The sequence below is a fragment of the Mesorhizobium sp. B2-4-14 genome (assembly GCF_006442155.1).
Lineage (GTDB): Bacteria > Pseudomonadota > Alphaproteobacteria > Rhizobiales > Rhizobiaceae > Mesorhizobium.
In genome coordinates this window covers 1-20,655 of sequence record NZ_VFVA01000045.1, presented here as the reverse complement: position 1 = coordinate 20,655, position 20,655 = coordinate 1, and the positions used below count along the sequence as shown (strand labels likewise).

Below are 20,655 nucleotides of genomic sequence, written 5' to 3'. Positions count from 1 at the left end.
CCGGTGACCTTATGGAGAACGCGAAAATCCAGGCTCAGACATCTAGACTTTCTGTCGAACTGGAGCAGTCCGCATGCCTGAGCAAAGCCTCTGTTTTCGCAGATCGGGACGCCTTCAAGAACGTGGCCGTGAGTTGATCCCAGGCGGCAGCCACACCTACGCGAAAGGCGAGGATCAGTATCCCGTTCTCGCGCCGGGCTTTATCGAACGTGGTCTGGGGTGCCACGTCTGGGATGTCGATGGAAACCAATACATCGAATACGGCATGGGCAACCGTTCCGTCGGGCTGGGGCATGCATACCCAACGGTGCTCAGGGCGGTGGAGGCGGCGCTTGCAGGCGGAGCCAACTTCACGCGCCCCGCAAGGATCGAGGTTGACTGCGCCGAAACCTTCCTTGAACTCGTCGGCGCGCAGATGGTAAAATTCTGCAAGGACGGATCGGACGCGACGTCAGGCGCCGTCCGCCTTGCCCGCGCCTACACGGGTCGCGATCTCGTCGCGTGCTGCGCCGACCACCCTTTCTTTTCGACAGACGATTGGTTCATCGGGACCACACCGATGAATGCGGGAATTCCAGAAGCGGTTCAAAACCTGACCCTCACTTTCCGGTACAACGACATCGCTAGTGTCAAGGATTTGTTCGACAGGCACCCGGGTAAGGTAGCCGCTCTGATCCTGGAACCTTCCCGTGGCGACGATCCGACCGACGGCTTCCTGCATAATGTCCAGCGTCTTTGCCGGGAAAATGGCGCGCTGTTCATTCTCGACGAAATGATCACCGGGTTCAGGTGGCATGCAGCGGGAGCACAAAGGCTCTATGGCATCGAACCGGACTTGTCGACATTCGGCAAGGCTCTTGGCAATGGTTTCTCGGTCTCCGCCCTGGCAGGCAAACGCGAATATATGCGGCTGGGTGGGCTCGAGCATACGGATCGCCCCCGTGTCTTTCTGCTGTCGACCACGCATGGTGCGGAAACCCACGCGCTTGCCGCGGCCATCGCGACCATACGGGTTTATCAGGACCAGTCCGTCATTGAACACCTGCACCGTCAGGGAACGAAATTGAAGGAAGGTATCACGGAGGTTTCTAGACGCCATCGACTGGATCGGCACTTCAAAGTTGTCGGCCGTCCTAGTTGTCTCGCCTACGCCACGCTTGACCAGGACGGCAAGCCCTCGCAGACATACCGTTCTCTGTTCCTGCAGGAGACGATCAAGCGTGGTGTCCTCATGCCATCTCTCGTCGTCAGCTACACGCACGACGACGCGGCCGTCATGAAAACCATAGACGCCGTCGATGGTGCTCTGGGCGTGTACGCGAAGGCCCTGGATTCGGGAGCAAGCCAATTTTTGGTCGGCCGCCCCTCGCAGATCGTGTTTCGTCGCTTCAACAATGACGATCCACAGGCCCGGATACCGGCGGTCTCACAGAACCCTCGGCCAGCGAGCGGTGAGACCAAACGGCAATCAGAAACCCACCGGCTCGTACCCACTTCATGAGCCGGTAACCCCGATCTGGCAGAGCGTGGTGTCCCAAAAGTGTGCGAAGATCACCAACAACGTCGAGGATGGCTCCTGAAGGCAAAGCCCGACCCGAAGTCTTCCCCAGGAACCATGTGCCCCCTTGGCTCAGACAAGCCCTCAAGCAAATCGGGACGGAAATCCGCTAAAGAAGTCTGGCTTTTCTGAGTGTAAACGCCTCGGCGAAATGTTCCGGCGCCCTGCACTCCATCCCGCGCAATCTCGCCAGCCCCGCGAATGTGTCGCGGTCGAACCAGTCCTTGGAGCGCTGCGTGCCGAAGTGCTGTTGCAGGAGCTCGATCTTGCGTTCCAGCACTGCGGCACAGAGCGGCACGTAGGCATTTGGCTGGCAAAGATCGCCATCCCATTTGGGAATCTCGTATTCGATCACAAGGTGATCGCGAAAGACATTCCAGGTCAGTTGATTGACCTCCCGGTGGTCTTGATGGGCATCGAACCTAGCATGGGTCAGCACCAGGTCGGGATGGACGCGAGATCTTAGATCTATCAACCGCTGCTTTATCGCCCGGCTATGGGCCGGGAAATAGCTGTCTTCGAAATCCGCGATGTCGATTACCGACGACTTCGATCCTTTCAGGAACGCTTCGGCCGAAGCGCGGGCCTCGGCCGACCGCTGGCCGCCGGCGCTCAGCACACACCAGTGGACGTCCAGTTTCACCCCCGACGCGATCAAACCAAGGATAGTGCCGCCGGCGCCGATCTCGATGTCATCGGAATGGGCGCCAAGGCAGAGGATCGAGAGTTCCTCCCCGCCACGTGCGAGGCCAAGCCCTCTCACGAAGCGGCCACTACCAGACCGCGTCTGGTTTTTTCGGCGGTAACTTTTCTATTCCAGGGCATGTCGCCCCGTTCGACCATGTCTTCGAGCGATTGCCAATCGCGCAGCGTATCCATCGATCGCCAGAAGCCATCATGTTTGTACGCCATGAGCATGTTGTCGTCGATCAGTCGTCTGAAAGGTTCCAGAACGAGCTCCTCGCCATCGCGCATATAGTCGAAGATTTGCGGGCGGAACAGGAAGTAGCCGCCGTTGATCCAGATCTCCGAGGTATCGGTTGTACGGAACTCACGCACGCGACCGTCTTCCGCGATATCGGCCAAATGGTATGTCAGTGGTGCGCGCACCGCGAGAAAACAACCGATCTTGCCGCTGGCTTCGAATTTCGCCACCACGTCGTCGAGATCGACGTTGGTCAGACCATCGGAGTAGTTGGCCAGGAACATCTTCTCGTTCTTAACCTGGTCCCTTGCCGCCCAGAGGCGTTCGCCGATATTGCGCCAGACTCCGGTATCAAGCAGGGTAATGCTCCAGTCCTTGGCCTGGTCTCCGAGCAGTTTCACGTCTTGACCTCCCTGCGTGACCACGCAATCGGAAAAGGTCTGCGGCCGTGTGTTGAGGAAGAAATCCTTGATGACATTGGCTTTGTAGCCCAGGCACAAGACGAATTCGTCATGTCCATAATCGCTGTACCACTGCATCACGTGGCGCAGGATCGGCTGGTGGCCAAGCGGGATCATCGGCTTGGGTATACTGTCGGAATAGTCGCGGATCCGGGTTCCGCGACCGCCGCAGAAGAGGACAACTTTCATCTGCCTAACTCCGATGGATCGATCACCGCCACAAAAGGAATTGGGACCACAAACCTTGCACCCCAGGAGGCGACATGGCGCATCTGTTCGATGATCTCGTCCTTCAGGTTCCACGGAAGGATCAGGATGTAATCTGGCCGGACTTCGTCGATGGCCTCGACGGATTTGATCGGGATATGCATCCCCGGTGTGAAGCGACCATGCTTGTAAGGATTACGGTCGACCGTGAAGTCAAGGAAGTCGGTGCCGATAGCGCAGTAATTGAGCAACGTGTTGCCCTTGCCTGGAGCGCCGTAGCCACAAATCTTGCTCCCTTCGTTTTTGGCCGAGATAAGGAACGCCAACAGGTCGCGCTTGGCGCGCTGCGCCTTGTGACCGAAGGAGGCATAGGTAATCATCTCCGTTAGCCCGTGCCGCTTTTCTCGGGCGAGAAGTTTGCCCACCCTGTCATCCACGCCCCAGCGACTGCCATCATGGGCGAGATAGACGCGCAGCGAGCCGCCATGGGTGGGCAACTCCTCGACGTCGATCAGCCGCAATCCGTGGCGCGCCGCCATCAGCTCGACCGTCAGCAGCGAGAAATATGAAAAGTGCTCATGATAAATGGTGTCGAACTGGTTCTCCGCCATCAGCCGCTCGATATGCGGAAATTCGAGCGTGACCACGCCCTCAGGCTTGAGCAGGATTCTTATCCCGGCGACGAAGTCATTGAGGTCTGGGACCTGTGCCAGGACGTTGTTGCCAATGATCAGGTCGGCGCGACGTCCTTCCCCGACCAGTTGATTTGCCAGCCGGACCCCGAAGAAGTCGACCCTGGTGGACACGCCTTTCTCGATCGCGGCGCGCGCAACATTGGTTGCCGGTTCGACGCCCAATACAGGAACGCCCAGTGGCAGGAAGTGCTGCAGCAGGTAGCCATCGTTGCTTGCGAGCTCGACCGCAAGACTGTCACGGCCAAGCCCAAGCCGTCTGGTGATGGCCTCGCAATACACTTTCGAATGAGCCACCCAGCTGGACGAGAACGAAGAGAAGTAGGCATATTCGCTGAAAATCGTCTCGGGGCTCAGATACTCCTTGAGCTGCACCAGGTAGCAAGTGTCGCAGACAAGCACGTTGAGCGGATAGTAAGCTTCCATTTGATCAAGCTGCTCGGCCTGAAGGAAGCTTTCGCAAGGCGGGGACATGCCTAGATCCACCAAGGTGTGGCGCAGGCGCGACCCGCAGAGCCTGCAACCGACGTCGCGGCTTGCCGCACTGTGACCGCGAACGGTTTCGATAGCCTGAATATTCATTCCCCGCTCCTGTCTTCTACCTAACCCGCGGGTACGCTCCGCAGAACCCATGCCTGCCGCGCCTGAGTAGGCAGATGACGGCAGGTTAGGATCCGGCCCTCTCCGCTTCGATTTGCCAATCCGTCGGGCGCGTTAATCCTTATAGCGAGCCGGCGGCGGCGATCCCGACGCCAGGCTCGCCGAACGGGTGGTCAGCTTTCATCCGCACATACCGCTATCGGAGAGGCCACCTAAGGCTTAGGTAGCCCTTACAGCGTGGGCTGGCGACGCTGACAATTGATGCGGCAGTCTCGCTCGGTGCCGGGGAGTCAAGGCATGCAGTTCACCGAAACGGAGCTTCAAGGGGTCTGGGTGATCGAGCCTACTCCCATGCTTGACGACCGTGGTTCTTTCACCCGACTTTTCTGTGAGAAGGAGATGGCCGATTGTGGTCTGGCGACGCGCTTTGTCCAGCACAGCCGGGCTCATTCGATCAAAAAGGGAACTCTCAGGGGGCTGCACTACCAGGAGGAGCCTTACGCAGAGGTCAAGCTGGTCTCCTGTGTCCGCGGCGCGATTTTTGACGTCGTCGTGGACCTGCGTCCGAATTCGCCGACACTCTACAAGTGGCTTGGTTTCGAGCTGACTTCCGAAAACATGAAGCAGCTCTATATCCCTGCCGGCTTCGCCCACGGCCTCCAGACCCTAACCGACGGCACCGAGGTCTCGTATCTCATATCACAGTTCTATACGCCCAACGCGTCGACCGGCGTCCTCTACAATGACCCCACCTTTTCCATCGGATGGCCCTTGATGCCAACGGCCATGTCGGAAAGGGACAAAAGTTGGCCCCTTGTCAGACGGCGAACCGTAACGGCCTCATAAGGCTACCAGGAGCTCATATTCCAACAGCAGTTTCGCAGCGGCGGCCAGTTCCTTGAAGGGCAGGTTCGAGCGCTCAGCCATGGCCAGGAGCGAATGCTGCCCATCGGCGAGGTTCAGCACCCAAAGCAGGGACATCGACGTCGCCCCCGACGACTTCTGCCCTCCCACGGCTGCATAAAGGCCGCGCTTGCCGAGCTGCGGCTCGCCCTTGGGCAAGCGGTTCAACGGCGTCCAGTCCTCTTCGACAATGTCGATCACCTCCATCAAGATGCGGAAGGAATCCTCGAGATGCTCTGGGCTGATGAAGTCAAGATTGTCGGCCGATGTGTGGTATTCGGGAAATGTGCCGTGGACGCTTCGCTGGAACATGCCGACCGGAAGATTGAAGCCCGGCGAACAATATTGCCTCTCGTCATACCCATATGGGGAGAAATCCATCAGCTTTGCCCCGGCGCGATGCCCCAGCACGTGGGACATGGCTCGGTCGATGAAGGCGTCGCCGCGGCGGCTGCGCTTGTATGCCGGGCCTCCTGAATCGCCAACGCATGACAGCACCAGACCGTGGTCGATGAGACATGTACGGTCCTCATTGCGCGACAGCCACGCGAGCGCGCCGATCGTGCCGGGAGCGAATAGAAAGCGGTAACTGTACCGTGTGTTCCTTGCCTTGAGACTTCTCGCCAGCATCGCCAGCAGCGCCAAGCCCGAACAGTTGTCGTTGGCAAGCGAGGGATGGCAAATGTGCGCCGAGAGGAGGAACTCCCGCTCGGTCCGACCGCGGTGCAGGTATTCGCCGTATGTGAGAGTGCCGTCCTCGAGCTCGGCGTCGATCTCCACATGGTAGAAACCGTCGGGCAGGTCAGCCACACGGACGTGGGCTGCGCAGAAGCCCCAGGTCGGGGCGTAATAGCTGGTCCGGTAGGGGATCAGCTGCGGCTGATCGGGCAGAGTATGAATGTGCGGCCTCAGTTCGGCGAGCGTCAGGATCCCCTTGAACGGCAAGCTGTAGTTGACGACGTGCAGGTTGGAGTCCGCAAAATCGAGGACTGATTGTCCGTCCGGGCCCGTGATGGTTGCCGAGCGTATGTTCCATTCCTTTGGAACGGTCCAGTCGAACAGCTGCGTCCCGGTGGGCACTTCGTGCCGTTCCAACTCGATATGCTGTGACAAGACATCCAGCGTTGCTCGCACGCCATTTCCCGTGATGCTCCGGCAGATGGGAAACAGACGTTCGGCCAGGGCATAAATCTCGTGACCGACTCCGGTTGCCGGCGGCGGGCCGATCCCGGCGGGGTTCAGGTGTTCCATCCAGCTATCCGAGCGCCTCCTCCAATGGCTTGGATACTCCAGCGACCCGCATCCGCTCGTCCAGAAGTCCGCTGGTCAACAGATGCCTGATATGGCCGATACGCTGGAAGCGCGGGCCCTCGAATTCCTCCAGCGTGACATTCGACTTCCGGTATGCCTGGTAGAGTTGCTCGGCACCCTTGCGCGCATCCCATTGCGGCCTGAAGGCAGGAAGGGCAAGCGCGATCTTGTCGAAGTTGACCCGATAGGAGCGTTTGTCGGGTCCGGCGTCGGGCGCGAGTTCAAGCCGGCAATCGGGCACGATCTCGGCGACAATCTCGGCGATGTCCCGGATCCTGTAATTGTGGTCGGTTCGTCCCACATTGAAGGCTTGATTGTGAATGGCCTCGCGGGGCGCCTCCAGCCCGGCAATGAATGCCCTGGAAATGTCCTCGATATGGACAATCGGCCGCCACGGTGTTCCATCGGACTTCAGGAGGATGACGCCTTTGGTGACCGCCCACGCGACCAGATTGTTCAACACGATGTCGAAACGGAGCCGCGGCGAGAGCCCATAGGCCGTGGCGGGGCGGAAATAGGTGGGAGAAAAGCTGCTGCTGGCCAGTTCGGAAATATCCCGTTCTGAAAGGACCTTCGACCAACCGTAGGGCGTGACCGGATTCAGTTCGCCGGTTTCATCGACCATCCCGTCGCCCGCCTGTCCGTAATTGCTGCACGACGAGGCGAACAGGAAGCGCGACACGCCGGCGTCCTTGGCCGCCTTGGCAAAGCGGACGCTGCCCTTATGGTTGATTTCATAGGTGATGTCCGGATCAAGGTCGGACAGCGGGTCATTGGAAAGGGCCGCAAGGTGGATGACGGTATCGAACCCTTCGAGGTCGCGCGCATGCACGTCCCTGACGTCCTTTTGGATGGATGGAATTGAAGCCCGCTCGCCCCCAGCGGCAAAGGTGCAGCGCCGGTAGAGATCGCTGTCATAGCCCGTCACCGAATGCCCGGCACGAAGCAGCATCGGCACCATCACCGATCCGATATAGCCTTGATGGCCGGTTACCATGACTTTCATCGCGCACCTCTTCTCAAGCCGATATTGATATCCGGGAGGCTACTTGGGCTTGAAGGAACGGGGGAGAACGCCAATGGACGCCCAGGATTCCCCGTTCGAGGAAGCGTTGCCAACGCTTACCTCTTTTGCGGTGGCGCACGTCTAATGCTTTCGGAGGAATCGGCGCACGTCTTGCCTTGCGTTGCCTGCTGCACGCAATCGCGCGTTCATTGACTTTGCGCTACGGGGCGGCCTTGAGCTATCAGCTCCAGGATCCAATCTTTGTATCCGCGGCTGTTTAGCTCTGGCGGCTGGAAAACTGTGCGCTCCGCCTTGAAGGGAGAACCTTCGACATCCGTCACCTCTCCGCTGGTCGGATCGCGCCAGCGGGCGCGGACGGAAGCCGCCGAAAGCCGCGCCAGGTCCACTGTAATGCGGCCGTTGCCGGGCAGGTAGACGACAGCATAGGATCCGTCCCCTGCGGTCGCGGCGACCGCCCTCCCCATGTCCTTGCCCGTGCCATCGACCAGCAGTCTGTTCTTGCTGTCGGGTTCGAGCAGCCACCACTTTGTCGATGACATGAAAGCGAAAAGCACCTCCATGCTTTTTGCCCCCGGGCTGTTGAGAGCCTCTTTCCACCCCAATGTTTGCCGATGGAGACCGGGCCCCCCGAAATGCCATATCGGGTTATTGCCGTAGAGGTGGCCAAAGGCGCCCGAGAGGATCGCCTGGTAAGCCTGAATGCGGACCCGGTACTCGTCGGTACCACTTTCGAACTCATAGGCGCTCTCAATCAGGAAGAAAGGCATACCCCTGCCGTACTCCCTGATCGCGGCCGTGTAGACAGGTCCGTATGTGTAGATGTTGTTCACGTTCAGCCAGGATTCGTGAGTCCACAAATCAAGTAGTGGCGTTTCGGGAGCGCCATGGATGGTGCTAAGAGCGCCCGGGTCCTCGTCAACGATGCCTTTGGCAACAGCCCTCACCAGATCCTTGTCCGCTGGATCATCATCGCCACCGTTGACCCACATGATATTGTCGAAGTGCCGGTAGCGATGTCCGACGAAATGGCCGTACGAAGCAAGCCTTCCTGGCCCTGCAGCCGCCATTTTCTGATACCAACCGTCAATACCACCGCGATAGCCGAGATAGGCTGGGGCAAGCAGCACCAGGAAACCGAGGTCGCAAGCCTTCTGCAGGACACGGTCCGCATGGGCAAAATACGCCTCATTCGGAACGGCGAAATCGGCGTTGCCAGCGAATGGCCTCTCGCCATATGCGTTTGCGGGCGCGTTGCGGGAAAATCGGTGCTCTAGGAGGTTGACCAGCACCGTATTGAAACCACGAGCCTTGCGGTCCTCAAGATAGAGGTATGCTTCGTCATCCTTCAGATCTGCGATGAGGGACCAGGCCGAGTCGCCATGCATCAAGAATGGATGGCCGTCCTTGTCGACCGGAAAGCTCTTTCCAGATTCGATCCGTAAAGGGAAACGCGTCCCCTTGTCGCGTTCGCAGGCTAAGCTTCCAGTCTCCATAGCCACCAAAAAGACGCAGGTCATGAGAACAGACATCAAGCGCATTGCGCTCCCTCCCTCCGGCCCGTCGTTCATGCTCACCCAGGGGTCGGCGCCCCGGAGACCTCATGGATGGCGGAGTGCCTGGAGTTGAACTCCGATGAGGTGACAATGCCGAAGGCTGCGTCCTTGCGGGTCATGGTGCCCGCGCGTAGCGGCCGCGTATAGGTGTCAAGGCCGTAGTTGTCTGCGGGACGGTCAAGAAGCAGCAGGTAGAGGAAACTGATATAGGCGCGGTCCGTCAGGCCGATCGTGGCATATCTGCTTTCGAAATCGTCGGTGTCCATCATGTCCAAGATCATGTCAGCAAGCTTGCTATTCCCGCTTTCAAGAGCTGCCGACCAACGATCCACGCTGGCCGTGTCGCCATCGTGACCAAGGATGAGGCAATAGACGAAACTTGCCTGCCTCACATATAGGGGTTTGTTTGCAGCCAGGGTCTCTGGATCGCATTCCCGGTACGGTCTAGGCGCCGGCTGCGGGCCGCGGGTGAAGTCACGCACCGTCTTATAGGCAGGCTTAGGCTCGCCGACCCTCCATTTACCGTAGGGCGCCGGGATAAGCCTCACCAATCCCATATTGGCTTCCATGCTAGGAGCCCAGTAGGCCTCATCGACGAGTTCGTAGATGTGCGCGGCCTCGACCTTGTACTTCTTGTTGAGGTCTTGAAGTCTCGTCATTGTCTGCTTGATGCCGTCGGCCTGCTGCTTCTCGCCGCGCTGGCTTCCGTAAGGGTTGTCGAATTCGGTAACCCATATCGGCTTGCCGTAGGCCGAGATTTCCCGGAAAGCCCATTCCGGATCGTCGCCGTACATATGCCACACTGAGATATCCCAAGCGATGCCGTCCTGCTTCATCCGTGCGAACGCGCCGACGTGGCCCCATCCGGCGGTGCCGATCGCCTTGCTGATGGTCGGATCGGCCGCAATCATCCCTTCGGACAGCCCCTTGAGGACGGCACTCACTTTCACCCAGCGCGGGCCGTAGTAATCGAGCGTTCCCGTTCCACCTGCAGGTCCCCAACCACATGGATATTGCGCGCCATCATCGCGCTTCTCACAAGGCTTGATGATGGCGTAGTTCTCCATCTCGTTGCCGAGTTCCCAGACACGGATGTCGGCCTTGAACCTTGAGCCAAGTGCGATCGCAAGTTTCCGGGTCCTGGCGTAAAGTTCTTCCGGACTATCCTTGTCCATATCGATGCCGGCGGGCGTGAGGACGGGCAGGATCTCGATGCCTCTCACCTTTCCGGCGGAGACAAGGTTGGCAAGCATATCCACGTCGCCCTCGCCCCTAACATTGACCCTGTATGACTTCAGGCCAAGATCCTTAACGAAGTCGAGTTGCCTTTCGATCGGGATACCCGGATAAGCAACTATTGGATGACCGTTAATGCCCCAAAGGAAATTGGCGGAGGCAGACGAGACAAACGCCAGCAGGCAAGCCAAAGCGACTGCGAAACGAAACGACATGGCGACAGTTCTCCCGGTCGGGGCGGCCTCGATAGTCGGGACTGCGAGCGCCGGTAGCAATCTACCCATACGGGTGACCGACGCGTCTGCGATACCCCTTTCGGAGGTCGCCACCAACTCAAGCCCTGTCTTGAACCTCTTACGCCCTATTTTACCCAAATCTGATCAGCCCTTAGCTGATCTGGAACAAGGCCCGACAACTCCGGCTGCCATGCCCGTTACCCCTTTCGTCTGTGATTAGTCCTTACTTTGAAGGTACTGACCTTTAACCGGGTTTGTTGGACTATTCAGCGTGACGAAGGCGGCCCCGCCGCTACCGGGAAAGGGCACTATGCCTTCTGTTAAACGCGCACTTCTGATGAGCACGGGCGAACGTTATGTCCTGCTCGTATCGAATTTCGCCACGACCGCAGTGGTTTCGCGCATATTGACACCACAGGAAATCGGCGTGTCGGTGATCGGGATGGCAATCCTGGCGATAGCCCTGTCTGTCAGGGAATTCTCCAGTTCAAGCTTCCTGATTCAGCGCGGGGAACTCAGCCGCGAGGATATTCGGGGGGCCTTTACAGTGATGTTCGTCCTTACCGGGATTGCCGTCACCGTTCTCCTAGCCGCGTCCCCTATTCTGGCCTCAGTCTACGCGGAGCCGAACCTCGTTCCCTATTTACGAGTTATTTCAGCCTGCCTCTTCCTCGACGCCTTGGTCATCCTGGTCAACGCTCTCCTGCGCCGGGAAATGGCCTTCGGCAAGGTAGCTGCCATTAGCATCACTAACGGCGCGACAGGGGCTGTGGCAACAATCGCTTTGGCGTTCGCGGGCTTCAGCTATATGAGCTTCGCTTGGGCGTGGCTAATCGGCAGCGGGCTTGCTGGATGCCTTGCACTTGCCCTGTGCCCGCATTTCTGGATGTTCAAGCCAACCCTCGCCAATTGGCGCGCAATGGTCTCGTTCGGTGGATACAACGGCTCCATCGCCATACTCTTCCGCATATTTGACGCCCTGCCCTTGCTCTTGTTGGGCCGACTGGTGTCACCGAATGCCGCAGCCTTGTTCAGCAGGACCCTCTTGATCAGCCAGATACCCGACAAACTCCTCCTCGGAGGGGCCGTGGCTGTCGTATTGCCGGCGTTTTCGGCAGAGGTCAGACAAGGCAGCGATTTGAAGCGCCCGTATCTCGCGGCCCTTTCTATTGTCACGGCTTTCTACTGGCCCGCTCTCCTTGTGCTCTCAGTGCTGGCCTATCCGGTCGTGGACGTCGTGCTCGGTCGACAATGGATCGAGGCTGCGCCGCTTGTTCAGGTCGTCGCGATTGCTCTTCTCTTCTCCTTCAGTTTTGAGCTCAATTACCCGGTATTGGTTGCAGTCGGTGCGATCCGCGACTTGTTCATCCGTGCCCTCATCGTCTTCCCGCTTTCTGGCATTCTCTTGTCAATGGCCGGCGTCTTCGGCGGATTGCAGGCGGCTGCCTGGTGTATGCTGGTGACGATTCCTTTCCAGGCATACGTTGCCCTGAGCTTCGTTCGGCGACGGTTGGGATTGAAACTGAAGGATATCGCCGCAGCGCTATGGAGAAGCGCCGTCATGGCCATAGCGAGCGCGGCTGGTCCGCTGTGCGTGGCTTTCTTGTCGGGCACAGGCTTCGCTCTTTCGCATGGGCAGGCACTCGCAGCAGGGGTGTTGGCGTTGGGTGGATGGGGAGCGGCATTGGTCCTTACCCGACATCCATTGGTTGACGAGATAATCAAGTCCATCCCCGGTTTCGGGCGTGCCTCGCTCCGCCCGGCCGAGTGAGGCGAGCACCAGTGAACACGATGGCCGACGAAAAAGTCGCATAGCCAGTGGTTATCCAAACGAGCCTGGAAGGACGCGAATGTTCATGGACGAGAACAAGCGGGACAAGAAGCAGGGCCTCACCCTGCCGAAAGGCTTGGACTGCGAGGCATGCCGAAGCTGCCGCATTTGCCATTCGAACCTCCTGACCTCTGTCGCCCCTTCCAATCAGAGCGTGCACGGCCGCGGTATCATGCTGCCGCCGCTCGCATGCATGCACCAATAGCGAGCACACACCATGGTCCTTTCGCGCAGGAATGGGTTCTCGCAGGTCATCGGCGCAAAGCCACAGAAAATATGCCTTTTCGGAATGTTTGGCGGGGGTAATTTCGGTAATGACGCGTCGTTGGAAGCGTTCTTGCTTTTCTTGCGGGAAGCTCGGCCGGAGGCGGCTATCGCGTGCGTCTGTGTTGATCCAGATGCCATTGGTAAAGCGCATCAGATTGTCACAACACCAATCAGCGCCCCAGAGTTTTCCAATACCCTCCTGAGGTTCTGCAATAAAGTCAGCATGAGAATAATTGGAAGGCTAGCGAACTGGGGCCGGGCAATCAAATATGTCAGGCAATTCGACATCATAATTGTGCCAGGAACGTCAACGTTAAACGACTACGGCTCAGGTCCATTTGGAACATCCTACGGTCTGTTCCGCTGGGCTGCATCTGCGCGACTGTCGGGGGTGAAGTTCTGCTTTATTGGAACCGGCGCAGGTCCGATACTAAATTCTACCAGCCGCCGAATGTTGAGGTCTGCAGCGGCCTGGGCCTACTTCCGTTCGTTCCGCGATCAGGTCTCCAAGGATTTCTTATCGTCGCTCGGCATCGATACAAGTAGAGATCAAGTCTACCCTGATCTGGTGTTCAGACTGCCTACGCTATTGCCCGTGCGAGACAACACCGGAGGAAAACTGACGACAGTTGGGATTGGGCTCATGAACTACAACGGCTGGCGCGCAGGCGCGCGCTCAGGGTCGGATACCGCTATCTATGAAACCTATATCGAGAAGATGGGCCGTTTCGTCAACTCATTGCTGGATCGAGGCTACCGAGTGCGCCTTATTATCGGCGAAACCGTGGATATGCGGGCAGTCAGGGATATCGGCCGAATTGCTAAGGCGAGCGGATATGACCTGATCGACGGCACCCGCTTCACTCGGCGGGCTCGTCAGCTTGTCGCCGAGCCAATCAACTCCCTGCATGACGTCATGCGACAGATTGGCGACACTGACGTCGTTGTTGCCACCCGTTTTCATAACGTGGTTTGCGCTTTGAAGCTTGCTCTACCGACAATCTCCATAGGATACGAGGCCAAGAACGATGCGGTGATGACTGATTTCGGCCTCGGCGATTTTTGTCAATCCGTAGAAAATCTCGACCTGGAGCTGTTGGAGACGCACCTCACGGAACTGTTAAAAGACAAGGAGCACTATCGCGCAGTCGTTCGGCGGCATCTCGATCATGTACTGTTTCGTGTAAAGGAGCACGAGCAGGAGTTGTTGTCCAAGATCCTTTGAAATTAAGCCGGGGCGCCAATTATTGCATACTGAAATTTTGTGATCGCGCATTAAGTCGCGGCTTCAACCGCTCAGCAATTCCTGTGGATGCATTCGGTCAGCGGCCTCCGCCTTAAAAAATTTCCGAGCAGAACTGGGCTTCGTCAATCTCAGGGCCCGTTGAAAGACGCCAGCTTCGTTTCCAATTCGAATAGGGCAGCCATTCAACTAGCGATTTGGCCCAATCCGCGGCGCTCGGAGCGACCTGCCGCTCTTTCAGGCCCTTCAAGAGTTCCCGAGCGGCGTCCAGCCTTCCCATCACTGTCCATTTTATGGCCAAGCGCATCATTCTGGCACGCATACATTCCTTTTTGCTTCGGAAAGTCGGCTCGTCCCAACACTGAACCCCAAAGGCACATAAAATGTCAAAACGCTCAAGTAAGGTTCTTAACTGGTTCGCACCGAGCTGCTGGCTGGTAAGCGAATTCGCGTGCCAACGTGTGTAGACGAGTGGCGCGTGCAAATAGGCGAGCTTGCCACGCAGGACACTGTGCACGACTGCAGAAAAATCAAAATGGATCGGGGCATCGTTGAAGAAAACCGGGCTTTGCGCGCTGCCAGGAGAACGAACGAATAAATGATGATATGGCAACCAATTAATGCTTTCGTCTAGCATCTTTGCCGCGATCTCAATGCCTCCAAAAATACCTTGCTTCAACGGCAAATTCGCGCGATGGACCCTGTCCATGAAGATGTCATGGCAAAGAACGACTTCGATTTTTTCGTCGCGTTGAGCAATCTCCACGAAGCGCGAGATGCAATCGCTACGCATCAGGTCGTCTGCGCATAGAATCTTCACGTAAAGGGCCTCGGTGGGAACCGCACAAAGCGCCTTAGTCCAGTTTTCTCGCAGCGGAAGGAGGCTGTCATTGCGAATGGTAATCAGCTCAACACGCTCCGACCGAAAGCGATCGATGATTTGCGGCGTGTTGTCCGAGCTGCAATTGTCAACGATAACGTGTATAATGTTGTCATAGCTTTGCCGCTGAACAGATCTCATCGTAGCCTCGAGATACGCACCTCCGTTGTATACGGGCGTTACCACCGCAACGAGAGGTAGAGCTGGCGCCGAGCGGTGTGTCATAACGGTATCTTTTTCGTTTCGGACGGCGATATTGAATTGACCTACTCAGAAGCGAGAAGCCGACCTCAGCTTCTGTCGGTGGCTTCGTTTAAGATGAGGCGTTCAGCCCAGGACCTTTCTCATGGCAAACGGCTCCGATGCTCCGATCCGGGCTGCGCGCCACCTTGATGCCCTGTCGTCGATCTAGGCGCTGCCGATGACGGTGATATTCCCGGTGCGACGAACCAATCGGACAGGTATCGAGTCATAGGCACTTCAACATAAAGATAAACGAAAACTGAAACGCAGGTTACGGCCATGGGGGTCACGAACAACAGCACCGTGGCCAGCCGTGCCGAATTTCCGCTTTCGACAACGAGCTTTTCGGAGATGAGATCCACGAACCAGTGTGTCAGATAGATCGAGTAGGTGCATTTGGCGAGAAAGTTCAAAAATTTCGAGTCGTTGTAGATGCCAAGCTGCTCCAGAGTAACAAGCCCCAGCAACAGAAGCGACATCGGCACGCCGAGGGCGAGGACGCGAGGCAGCGCCGGCCAGAAGAACGGACGCAAGACTGCAGCCACAGCTCCGAAGGTGACTGCCGCCGCTGCGAGAACAACGACGCGGCGCTGCGGCATTTTGAAAAGGAACGGCCCAGAGCTGACAAGCGCGAAGATGAGGATGCCGAGGGCAAAATCGATCAGTATGGGATTGGTGTAAAATACGAAAATCGGGTTTTCAAATCTCGTTATTTTGCCAGCGCCTGCAAGGAGTACCGCAAATGCGGCGGAATAGAACACACCGTTTTTGGCGCTGGCAGTCTGAAAAGCCGCGATAATCAAGCTGAACTCGACGATGACCAGCAAGGTCCAGGTCGGATACAGGATCGGGTAGGGACCGTAGGGGACGAAGGCAAGCGACATGAAGAGTGCTGACCAGGGCGTCGAATGGTTATTCATCGCGTAGTTTTCGACAAGAAATGCGAGAACCGTGAAGCCCCAGTATAAAGGCACGATGCGAATGAGCCTCGTGCGCAAATAAGCACCTGCGGACGTGCCGTTGTTCCCGAGCACATGCGCGGTTAGAAAGCCGGCCAGAACCACGAACAGATCCGTTCCGAAACGGAAAATCTCCAAGACAGCCGGATGAATGTGGGCGGCGCCAACCACCGCGGCCATGTGGATGTAGGCGATGGCATAGGCGGATACGAGCCTCAAAAGCTGAGGATTATGCCAGAACTTCCTTGCCTGAGCAGACCGGGCCGCGGCCGGAGAGTACTCAGCGTTGGCCGTTATCGATGCCAGGCCGACCGTGCCGAGCGTTAAGAAGACCATGGCCCTATCCAATGAAGCCGCTACGGTGGCCTGTTTGCCCTCGATCGGCTTCGATCTCAATTTACCGGAGGCGAGCGGACCTGAGAATTGACCCAAACGGCGCATTGCTAATCCATTTGAGGAATATGGGGTCAATCGTTTCTGTTAGGCCGTCGAGCGCGGATTGGCACCCGGCCAGACACGAAGCCTTCAATCAGCGCGGCTTTGCGGCCGGTTTCGAGAAATCGGCAAGGTCGTTTCCTTCGGACGGTCTCCAGCCGCGGGACCGCTCCCCGAAATCGGCGTCAACCTGGACCATCAGTTCCAGGTATTTCCACGCGATCCACCGCCAGGAATAACTGCTTGCCCTGGCGTTGCCCTTGGTCACCAGGCACTCGCGCAAGGCTGGGGTGAGCATAAGGTGGCGGACCTTCTCGGCCCACGCATGGACATCGTCGGGATCGGCATAAAGAGCAGAGTCCCCACAGATTTCCGGGAGGCACGGCGAACTCGATGCAATGACGGGACAGCCAGACGCCATCGCCTCGACCGCCGGGAGCCCGAAACCCTCGATGCGTGAGGGGAACAGGAAGCACAAAGCGCCCTCGAGCGCCTTCTTGAAGTCGTCATCGCGTATGCGGCCAAGCAAGACGATGTTGTCGGGCAGTTTCGCAACGTATCGCAGGATCGTGGCTTCGTCGACGTCGCCAGGCATCCACAGATCCAGACCCATGTCATCGAGGAGCGGGGCCAGCCGGGCGAGAAGCTCCAGGTTCTTGTATTCTTGGTCTCCCCGGCCAAGGCAAAGGACATATGGCCTACGCCTATCCACGGCCAGGGACGATTTCTTGGCATCCCATCTCCTGGCATGGTCGCTGCCGTTGTAGGTGACGACGATATTTTCCTCCGGTGCTATTCCGAACTTGATCAGGTGACTTCGCGCCAGCTGCGAGACCGTCGTGATACGAGCAGCCCGCCTGCCGAGCGCTGGGAGGATGAGGCGGTGCGCCCACCGGAAGCCTCTCGCATAGCTCAACGGCATCAGCCTCGTGTGCATGTCGTGGATGCAAGCGATTTGACGGCTAAGCATGACGGGAGCGAGGTTGCAGAAACTCAGCAATCCGCCAGGCACATGCCAGGGCAACTGCGCCTGAACCCAAAATTGAGGAAGTCGTGGTCTGTTGAATTCCGGAATGATGCGGACGGCGATGGCCTTGAGGGGCAAGGGTTCGGTTAGCGGGCGTGGGATCACCAGATCCATTTCCAGGTCGCGACCAAGGGGATGACCTTCCGAAATGAGAGCGTCGAGAGCCATGGTCACTTCGCGAGCATAACGGGCTACTCCATTACGGCGAAGCGTCGTGAAGTCTCCGTTTATCGTCCAGCGTCGCCTCGCCGCCCCTTGGTCCCGTGACTTTCGCTCGGGTATACCAATCAGATATTTGGCGTCTTCGACAAGGGTTCCCGCCAGCTGTGTGCCGCTGTCGTGGCCATTCAACCGCCTTGATGACGGCGACTGCGTCGCATCGAATTCGGAATTACCCATAACCCTCTCCGGTCCGGCCGCACCTGTGGTCAGATTAGCATTCTCGGTCGCGCACGGCCCTCCAACGTTCGAGGTAGGTACAACACCGCCCTCGCCCGGCCGGATGAGGCTCCGCGCCAACAGGTGACCGAATGGCCGTAGTGACTGCGCCCCTATGGCCGCTCCACAGTGAAAGTCTCGGGGGTAAGGGCATGCCACGACGTTGGACGATCAATGGGCGCTTTCTTTCCCAGGCGACAACGGGCGTGCAACGTTATGCCTGTGAAATCGTCCGTTCGCTGGACTCGTTGATTGAGGAGCGGGTACCACTTGCTAGCGATCTCCAGCTCCGCCTGCTCTGTCCACCCGGATCCGGGGACATCCCCCTCACGTCCATCGAACGCCGCGAGATCGGCGGCGCGCGCGGGCATGTTTGGGAGCAAGCGCGACTTCCCATCGCTCTCGACGGCGGCGGTCTGCTCAGCCTCTGCAATACCGGGCCGCTGCTTGCCCACAAACATATCGTTTGTATTCATGACGCAAATGTCTGGAACGCGCCGCAGAGCTATTCCCTCGCCTTCAGAAGCCTTTACAGAACGCTGTTGCCTTGCCTCGGCAAGACTGCGTGGGGTATTTCGACTGTCTCCGATTTCTCGCTCGGTGAACTCATCCGCCAAGGCGTGATCCAGGCCCACCAGGCCCTCGTGGCCCCTAACGGCCATGAGCATGTCTTGCGTTGGAAGCCTGAACACTCGGCGCCGACACGGTTGGCGGCCTCCCGGGACACCATAGTCATGATCGGAAGTGCCGCACCCCACAAGAACGTAGACCTCGTCCTGAACATGGCTGACCGCCTTGGAGCAGTCGGGCTCAGGATAGCCATCGTCGGCATGTCGGAATCACGCGTTTACCGGTCAGGTTCTGGGCGCACGCAAGCGCGAAACATCCACTGGCTTGGCCGCGTTTCCGATGGCGAGTTGGCTGCTCTCCTTGAGGACTCGCTGTGCCTGGCCTTCCCATCGCTTACCGAAGGCTTCGGCCTCCCTGCGCTCGAGGCGATGGCTGTCGGCTGCCCCGTGGTGGTTTCCGACCGCGCAAGCCTGCCTGAGGTCTGCGCGAGCGCGGCCCTATACGCCTCTCCCGACAATCCGGAGGCATGGTTCGACAGCTTCATGCGACTTCATCGTTCTCAGGCGTTGCGAACGGAGATGGTGGCGAAGGGAAGGGCGAGAGCCTCAGCATACAGCTGGAGGGCGACGGCGTTGCTTTATCTCAAGGCGATGGCGGCCGCCGACGGCCTCGACGCACAAACCAAGGGCGTCAGGGTGCGCGCGAACTCATATGATGTCGTGAAGTGACTGGACTGCCCCGATCGATTCCAGAATCGCGCGATCGAAGTTCTCTTCGGAAAAGCGCGCTGCATTGGCGGTGCAGGCACGGGGGGTGATAGCGTGGCTGTTTTCTTCGAAGCGCACGACCGCCGCCTTGAGAGACTCGATAGTCTGCGCCTTGAACAGCACCCCCGTCGGCTCGGCCGATGACCCCAGGCGCCGCACGATGTCAACCGCGCCGCCGCGGCCGAAGGCGATCAGCGGGGTCCCGCAGGCTTGCGCCTCGGCCAACGCGATGCCGAAGTCCTCGCAGCCCGCGAAGACCATCGCCTTGGCCCGCGCCAGCGTCTCTACATACTCTTGGCGGGGTAGAAAACCCGAAAACGAGATGTTGGGCCCAGCCAGCGATCGCAAGCTGGCGGATTGCTGTCCTTCGCCAACGACGACCAGCCGTCGCGACGGCATTTCGTTGAAGGCCCTGATGACCAGGTCGGTGCGCTTGTATGGGGCTAGGAAGGATGCCGAGACGTAGTAGTCATCCTTGTCCTCCACACACGGCAGTTCTCCTACGCAAATCGGCGGGAAGACGACACGCGCGTCGCGCCCGTAAATGTGCTGGATCCGGGAACGGACATAGTTCGAGTTCGCCAACATCAGGTCCGGACCATGCGCGGTCCTGGTATCCCACGTCCTCAGCCGGTGCAGCATGTATCGATAGAGAATTCCCTTGGGACCAAAGCCCAACCTTCCCTGCTGAAGATAGGAGAACTGCTCATCCCACGCATAGCGGACGGGGCTATGCACGTAACATAAATGCGGTTGATCCGGCCTGGTGATTACGCCGCGCGAAAATGCGGCCGAAGAGGAGATCACCGCATCGTAGCCTGTCACGTCGAACTGCTCGATCAGGAAAGGGCAAAAGAAGAAAAGAGATCGGTAGAACTTCCGCACCATGGGAATCCGGTTGGCTGCCGACGTATGGAATTCCACATCCCGGAAATATTGCTCTTTGACGTCGGCCGGCAGAAAATCGAAAAGCGTGAAGACTTCGGCATTCGGAAACTGCTTGCAGATTTGCGCAAGAACCCGCTCCCCTCCCCGGAAGTTGGGGCACCAGTCGTGAACCACCGCTATTCTCGCGTATCTGTCGACACTTCCCGGCGCGGTCGGCGGTTTCTCGATTGGCACCGCGAGCTTGGCGGCGATTGCCAGGTCGGAAGAACGTTCGTGGAGCATGGTTCCCCCCTGCCGCAGCCAGCAATCGCAATGCCGGCAGTCTCCCTTTCATGCCATGGCTCTTGCAAGTCCTCCGATCGGTTACAGGACGCTGCGGGGGCGGGCCGGCCTAATAC

General features: G+C 58.4%; 16 protein-coding genes. 5 read left to right on the top strand and 11 right to left on the bottom strand.

The window, feature by feature from the left end:
* The first annotated feature begins 73 nt into the window (after positions 1-73).
* The gene (locus FJ938_RS26325) at positions 74-1,501 is read left to right on the top strand and encodes a glutamate-1-semialdehyde 2,1-aminomutase (protein WP_140698958.1); all 1,428 of its coding nucleotides are present in this window, start codon (positions 74-76) and stop codon (positions 1,499-1,501) included.
* Between the two features lie 166 nt (positions 1,502-1,667).
* Here FJ938_RS26325 and FJ938_RS26320 read toward each other — a convergent pair whose 3' ends face one another.
* From FJ938_RS26320 to FJ938_RS26310, 3 genes are read right to left on the bottom strand one after another with little or no spacing between them, the layout of a single operon-like run.
* Positions 1,668-2,321, bottom strand: a complete 654-nt coding sequence (locus tag FJ938_RS26320) for a PIG-L deacetylase family protein (RefSeq protein ID WP_140612763.1) — start codon at positions 2,319-2,321, stop codon at positions 1,668-1,670.
* A complete protein-coding gene (locus FJ938_RS26315; protein ID WP_140612764.1) occupies positions 2,318-3,133 on the bottom strand; it encodes a sugar phosphate nucleotidyltransferase in 816 nt (271 codons plus the stop codon). Before FJ938_RS26315 ends, FJ938_RS26320 begins: the two co-directional genes overlap by 4 nt.
* Entirely contained in the window at positions 3,130-4,425 is a 1,296-nt protein-coding gene (locus FJ938_RS26310; RefSeq protein WP_140612765.1) for a class I SAM-dependent methyltransferase, read from the bottom strand. Before FJ938_RS26310 ends, FJ938_RS26315 begins: the two co-directional genes overlap by 4 nt.
* Positions 4,426-4,740: 315 nt before the next feature.
* On the opposite strand from FJ938_RS26310, the gene rfbC reads away from it, so the two are divergent.
* Positions 4,741-5,289: a dTDP-4-dehydrorhamnose 3,5-epimerase gene (rfbC, locus tag FJ938_RS26305; protein WP_140612766.1), complete on the top strand. Its 549-nt coding sequence runs from the start codon at positions 4,741-4,743 to the stop codon at positions 5,287-5,289.
* Here the strand turns inward: rfbC and FJ938_RS26300 are convergent.
* From FJ938_RS26300 to FJ938_RS26285, 4 genes are all read right to left on the bottom strand, one after another.
* A complete protein-coding gene (locus FJ938_RS26300) occupies positions 5,284-6,597 on the bottom strand; it encodes a DUF4910 domain-containing protein (RefSeq protein WP_140698955.1) in 1,314 nt (437 codons plus the stop codon). The genes rfbC and FJ938_RS26300 overlap by 6 nt on opposite strands.
* A 4-nt stretch (positions 6,598-6,601) precedes the next feature.
* Positions 6,602-7,663, bottom strand: coding sequence for an NAD(P)-dependent oxidoreductase (locus FJ938_RS26295; RefSeq protein WP_140698952.1), 1,062 nt, complete (start codon positions 7,661-7,663; stop codon positions 6,602-6,604).
* Between the two features lie 206 nt (positions 7,664-7,869).
* Positions 7,870-9,213 (bottom strand): DUF4038 domain-containing protein, encoded by a 1,344-nt coding sequence (locus tag FJ938_RS26290; RefSeq protein ID WP_210243428.1) that lies wholly within the window; start codon positions 9,211-9,213, stop codon positions 7,870-7,872.
* Positions 9,214-9,254: 41 nt separating this feature from the next.
* Positions 9,255-10,802 (bottom strand): DUF4214 domain-containing protein, encoded by a 1,548-nt coding sequence (locus tag FJ938_RS26285; RefSeq protein WP_246673545.1) that lies wholly within the window; start codon positions 10,800-10,802, stop codon positions 9,255-9,257.
* Between the two features lie 217 nt (positions 10,803-11,019).
* Between FJ938_RS26285 and FJ938_RS26280 the strand changes: the two genes are divergently transcribed.
* Both FJ938_RS26280 and FJ938_RS26275 read left to right on the top strand, forming a co-directional pair.
* Entirely contained in the window at positions 11,020-12,480 is a 1,461-nt protein-coding gene (locus FJ938_RS26280) for an oligosaccharide flippase family protein (protein WP_140698949.1), read from the top strand.
* Between the two features lie 277 nt (positions 12,481-12,757).
* On the top strand, positions 12,758-14,032 hold the full coding sequence (locus tag FJ938_RS26275) for a polysaccharide pyruvyl transferase family protein (protein WP_140698946.1): 1,275 nt from the start codon (positions 12,758-12,760) through the stop codon (positions 14,030-14,032).
* 112 nt (positions 14,033-14,144) lie between these two features.
* On the opposite strand, the gene FJ938_RS26270 is transcribed toward FJ938_RS26275, so the two are convergent.
* The 3 genes from FJ938_RS26270 to FJ938_RS26260 all read right to left on the bottom strand — a co-directional run bounded on the left by FJ938_RS26270 (position 14,145) and on the right by FJ938_RS26260 (position 17,993).
* A complete protein-coding gene (locus FJ938_RS26270) occupies positions 14,145-15,155 on the bottom strand; it encodes a glycosyltransferase family A protein (RefSeq protein ID WP_140698943.1) in 1,011 nt (336 codons plus the stop codon).
* 119 nt (positions 15,156-15,274) lie between these two features.
* Complete coding sequence (locus FJ938_RS26265) at positions 15,275-16,573, bottom strand: acyltransferase (RefSeq protein ID WP_140698940.1); 1,299 nt, start codon at positions 16,571-16,573, stop codon at positions 15,275-15,277.
* A gap of 88 nt (positions 16,574-16,661) precedes the next feature.
* Positions 16,662-17,993 (bottom strand): glycosyltransferase family 1 protein, encoded by a 1,332-nt coding sequence (locus FJ938_RS26260; RefSeq protein ID WP_140698937.1) that lies wholly within the window; start codon positions 17,991-17,993, stop codon positions 16,662-16,664.
* 245 nt (positions 17,994-18,238) lie between these two features.
* Here FJ938_RS26260 and FJ938_RS26255 point away from each other — a divergent pair, with 245 nt between their 5' ends.
* Entirely contained in the window at positions 18,239-19,330 is a 1,092-nt protein-coding gene (locus FJ938_RS26255; protein WP_348642295.1) for a glycosyltransferase family 1 protein, read from the top strand.
* Here the strand turns inward: FJ938_RS26255 and FJ938_RS26250 are convergent.
* Entirely contained in the window at positions 19,310-20,539 is a 1,230-nt protein-coding gene (locus tag FJ938_RS26250) for a glycosyltransferase (RefSeq protein ID WP_140612777.1), read from the bottom strand. The two genes, FJ938_RS26255 and FJ938_RS26250, sit on opposite strands and share 21 nt — an antisense overlap.
* Positions 20,540-20,655 lie beyond the last annotated feature (116 nt).

What these genes read in the sequence shown, in the direction of transcription:
- FJ938_RS26275 (WP_140698946.1), top strand. Translation starts at nt 12,758, where the DNA reads ATGGTCCTTTCGCGCAGGAATGGGTTCTCGCAGGTCATCGGCGCAAAG.
- rfbC (WP_140612766.1), top strand. Translation starts at nt 4,741, where the DNA reads ATGCAGTTCACCGAAACGGAGCTTCAAGGGGTCTGGGTGATCGAGCCT.
- FJ938_RS26250 (WP_140612777.1), bottom strand. Translation starts at nt 20,539, where the DNA reads ATGCTCCACGAACGTTCTTCCGACCTGGCAATCGCCGCCAAGCTCGCG.
- FJ938_RS26310 (WP_140612765.1), bottom strand. Translation starts at nt 4,425, where the DNA reads ATGAATATTCAGGCTATCGAAACCGTTCGCGGTCACAGTGCGGCAAGC.
- FJ938_RS26315 (WP_140612764.1), bottom strand. Translation starts at nt 3,133, where the DNA reads ATGAAAGTTGTCCTCTTCTGCGGCGGTCGCGGAACCCGGATCCGCGAC.
- FJ938_RS26265 (WP_140698940.1), bottom strand. Translation starts at nt 16,573, where the DNA reads ATGCGCCGTTTGGGTCAATTCTCAGGTCCGCTCGCCTCCGGTAAATTG.
- FJ938_RS26270 (WP_140698943.1), bottom strand. Translation starts at nt 15,155, where the DNA reads ATGACACACCGCTCGGCGCCAGCTCTACCTCTCGTTGCGGTGGTAACG.
- FJ938_RS26260 (WP_140698937.1), bottom strand. Translation starts at nt 17,993, where the DNA reads ATGGGTAATTCCGAATTCGATGCGACGCAGTCGCCGTCATCAAGGCGG.
- FJ938_RS26325 (WP_140698958.1), top strand. Translation starts at nt 74, where the DNA reads ATGCCTGAGCAAAGCCTCTGTTTTCGCAGATCGGGACGCCTTCAAGAA.
- FJ938_RS26300 (WP_140698955.1), bottom strand. Translation starts at nt 6,597, where the DNA reads ATGGAACACCTGAACCCCGCCGGGATCGGCCCGCCGCCGGCAACCGGA.
- FJ938_RS26295 (WP_140698952.1), bottom strand. Translation starts at nt 7,663, where the DNA reads ATGAAAGTCATGGTAACCGGCCATCAAGGCTATATCGGATCGGTGATG.
- FJ938_RS26280 (WP_140698949.1), top strand. Translation starts at nt 11,020, where the DNA reads ATGCCTTCTGTTAAACGCGCACTTCTGATGAGCACGGGCGAACGTTAT.
- FJ938_RS26290 (WP_210243428.1), bottom strand. Translation starts at nt 9,213, where the DNA reads ATGTCTGTTCTCATGACCTGCGTCTTTTTGGTGGCTATGGAGACTGGA.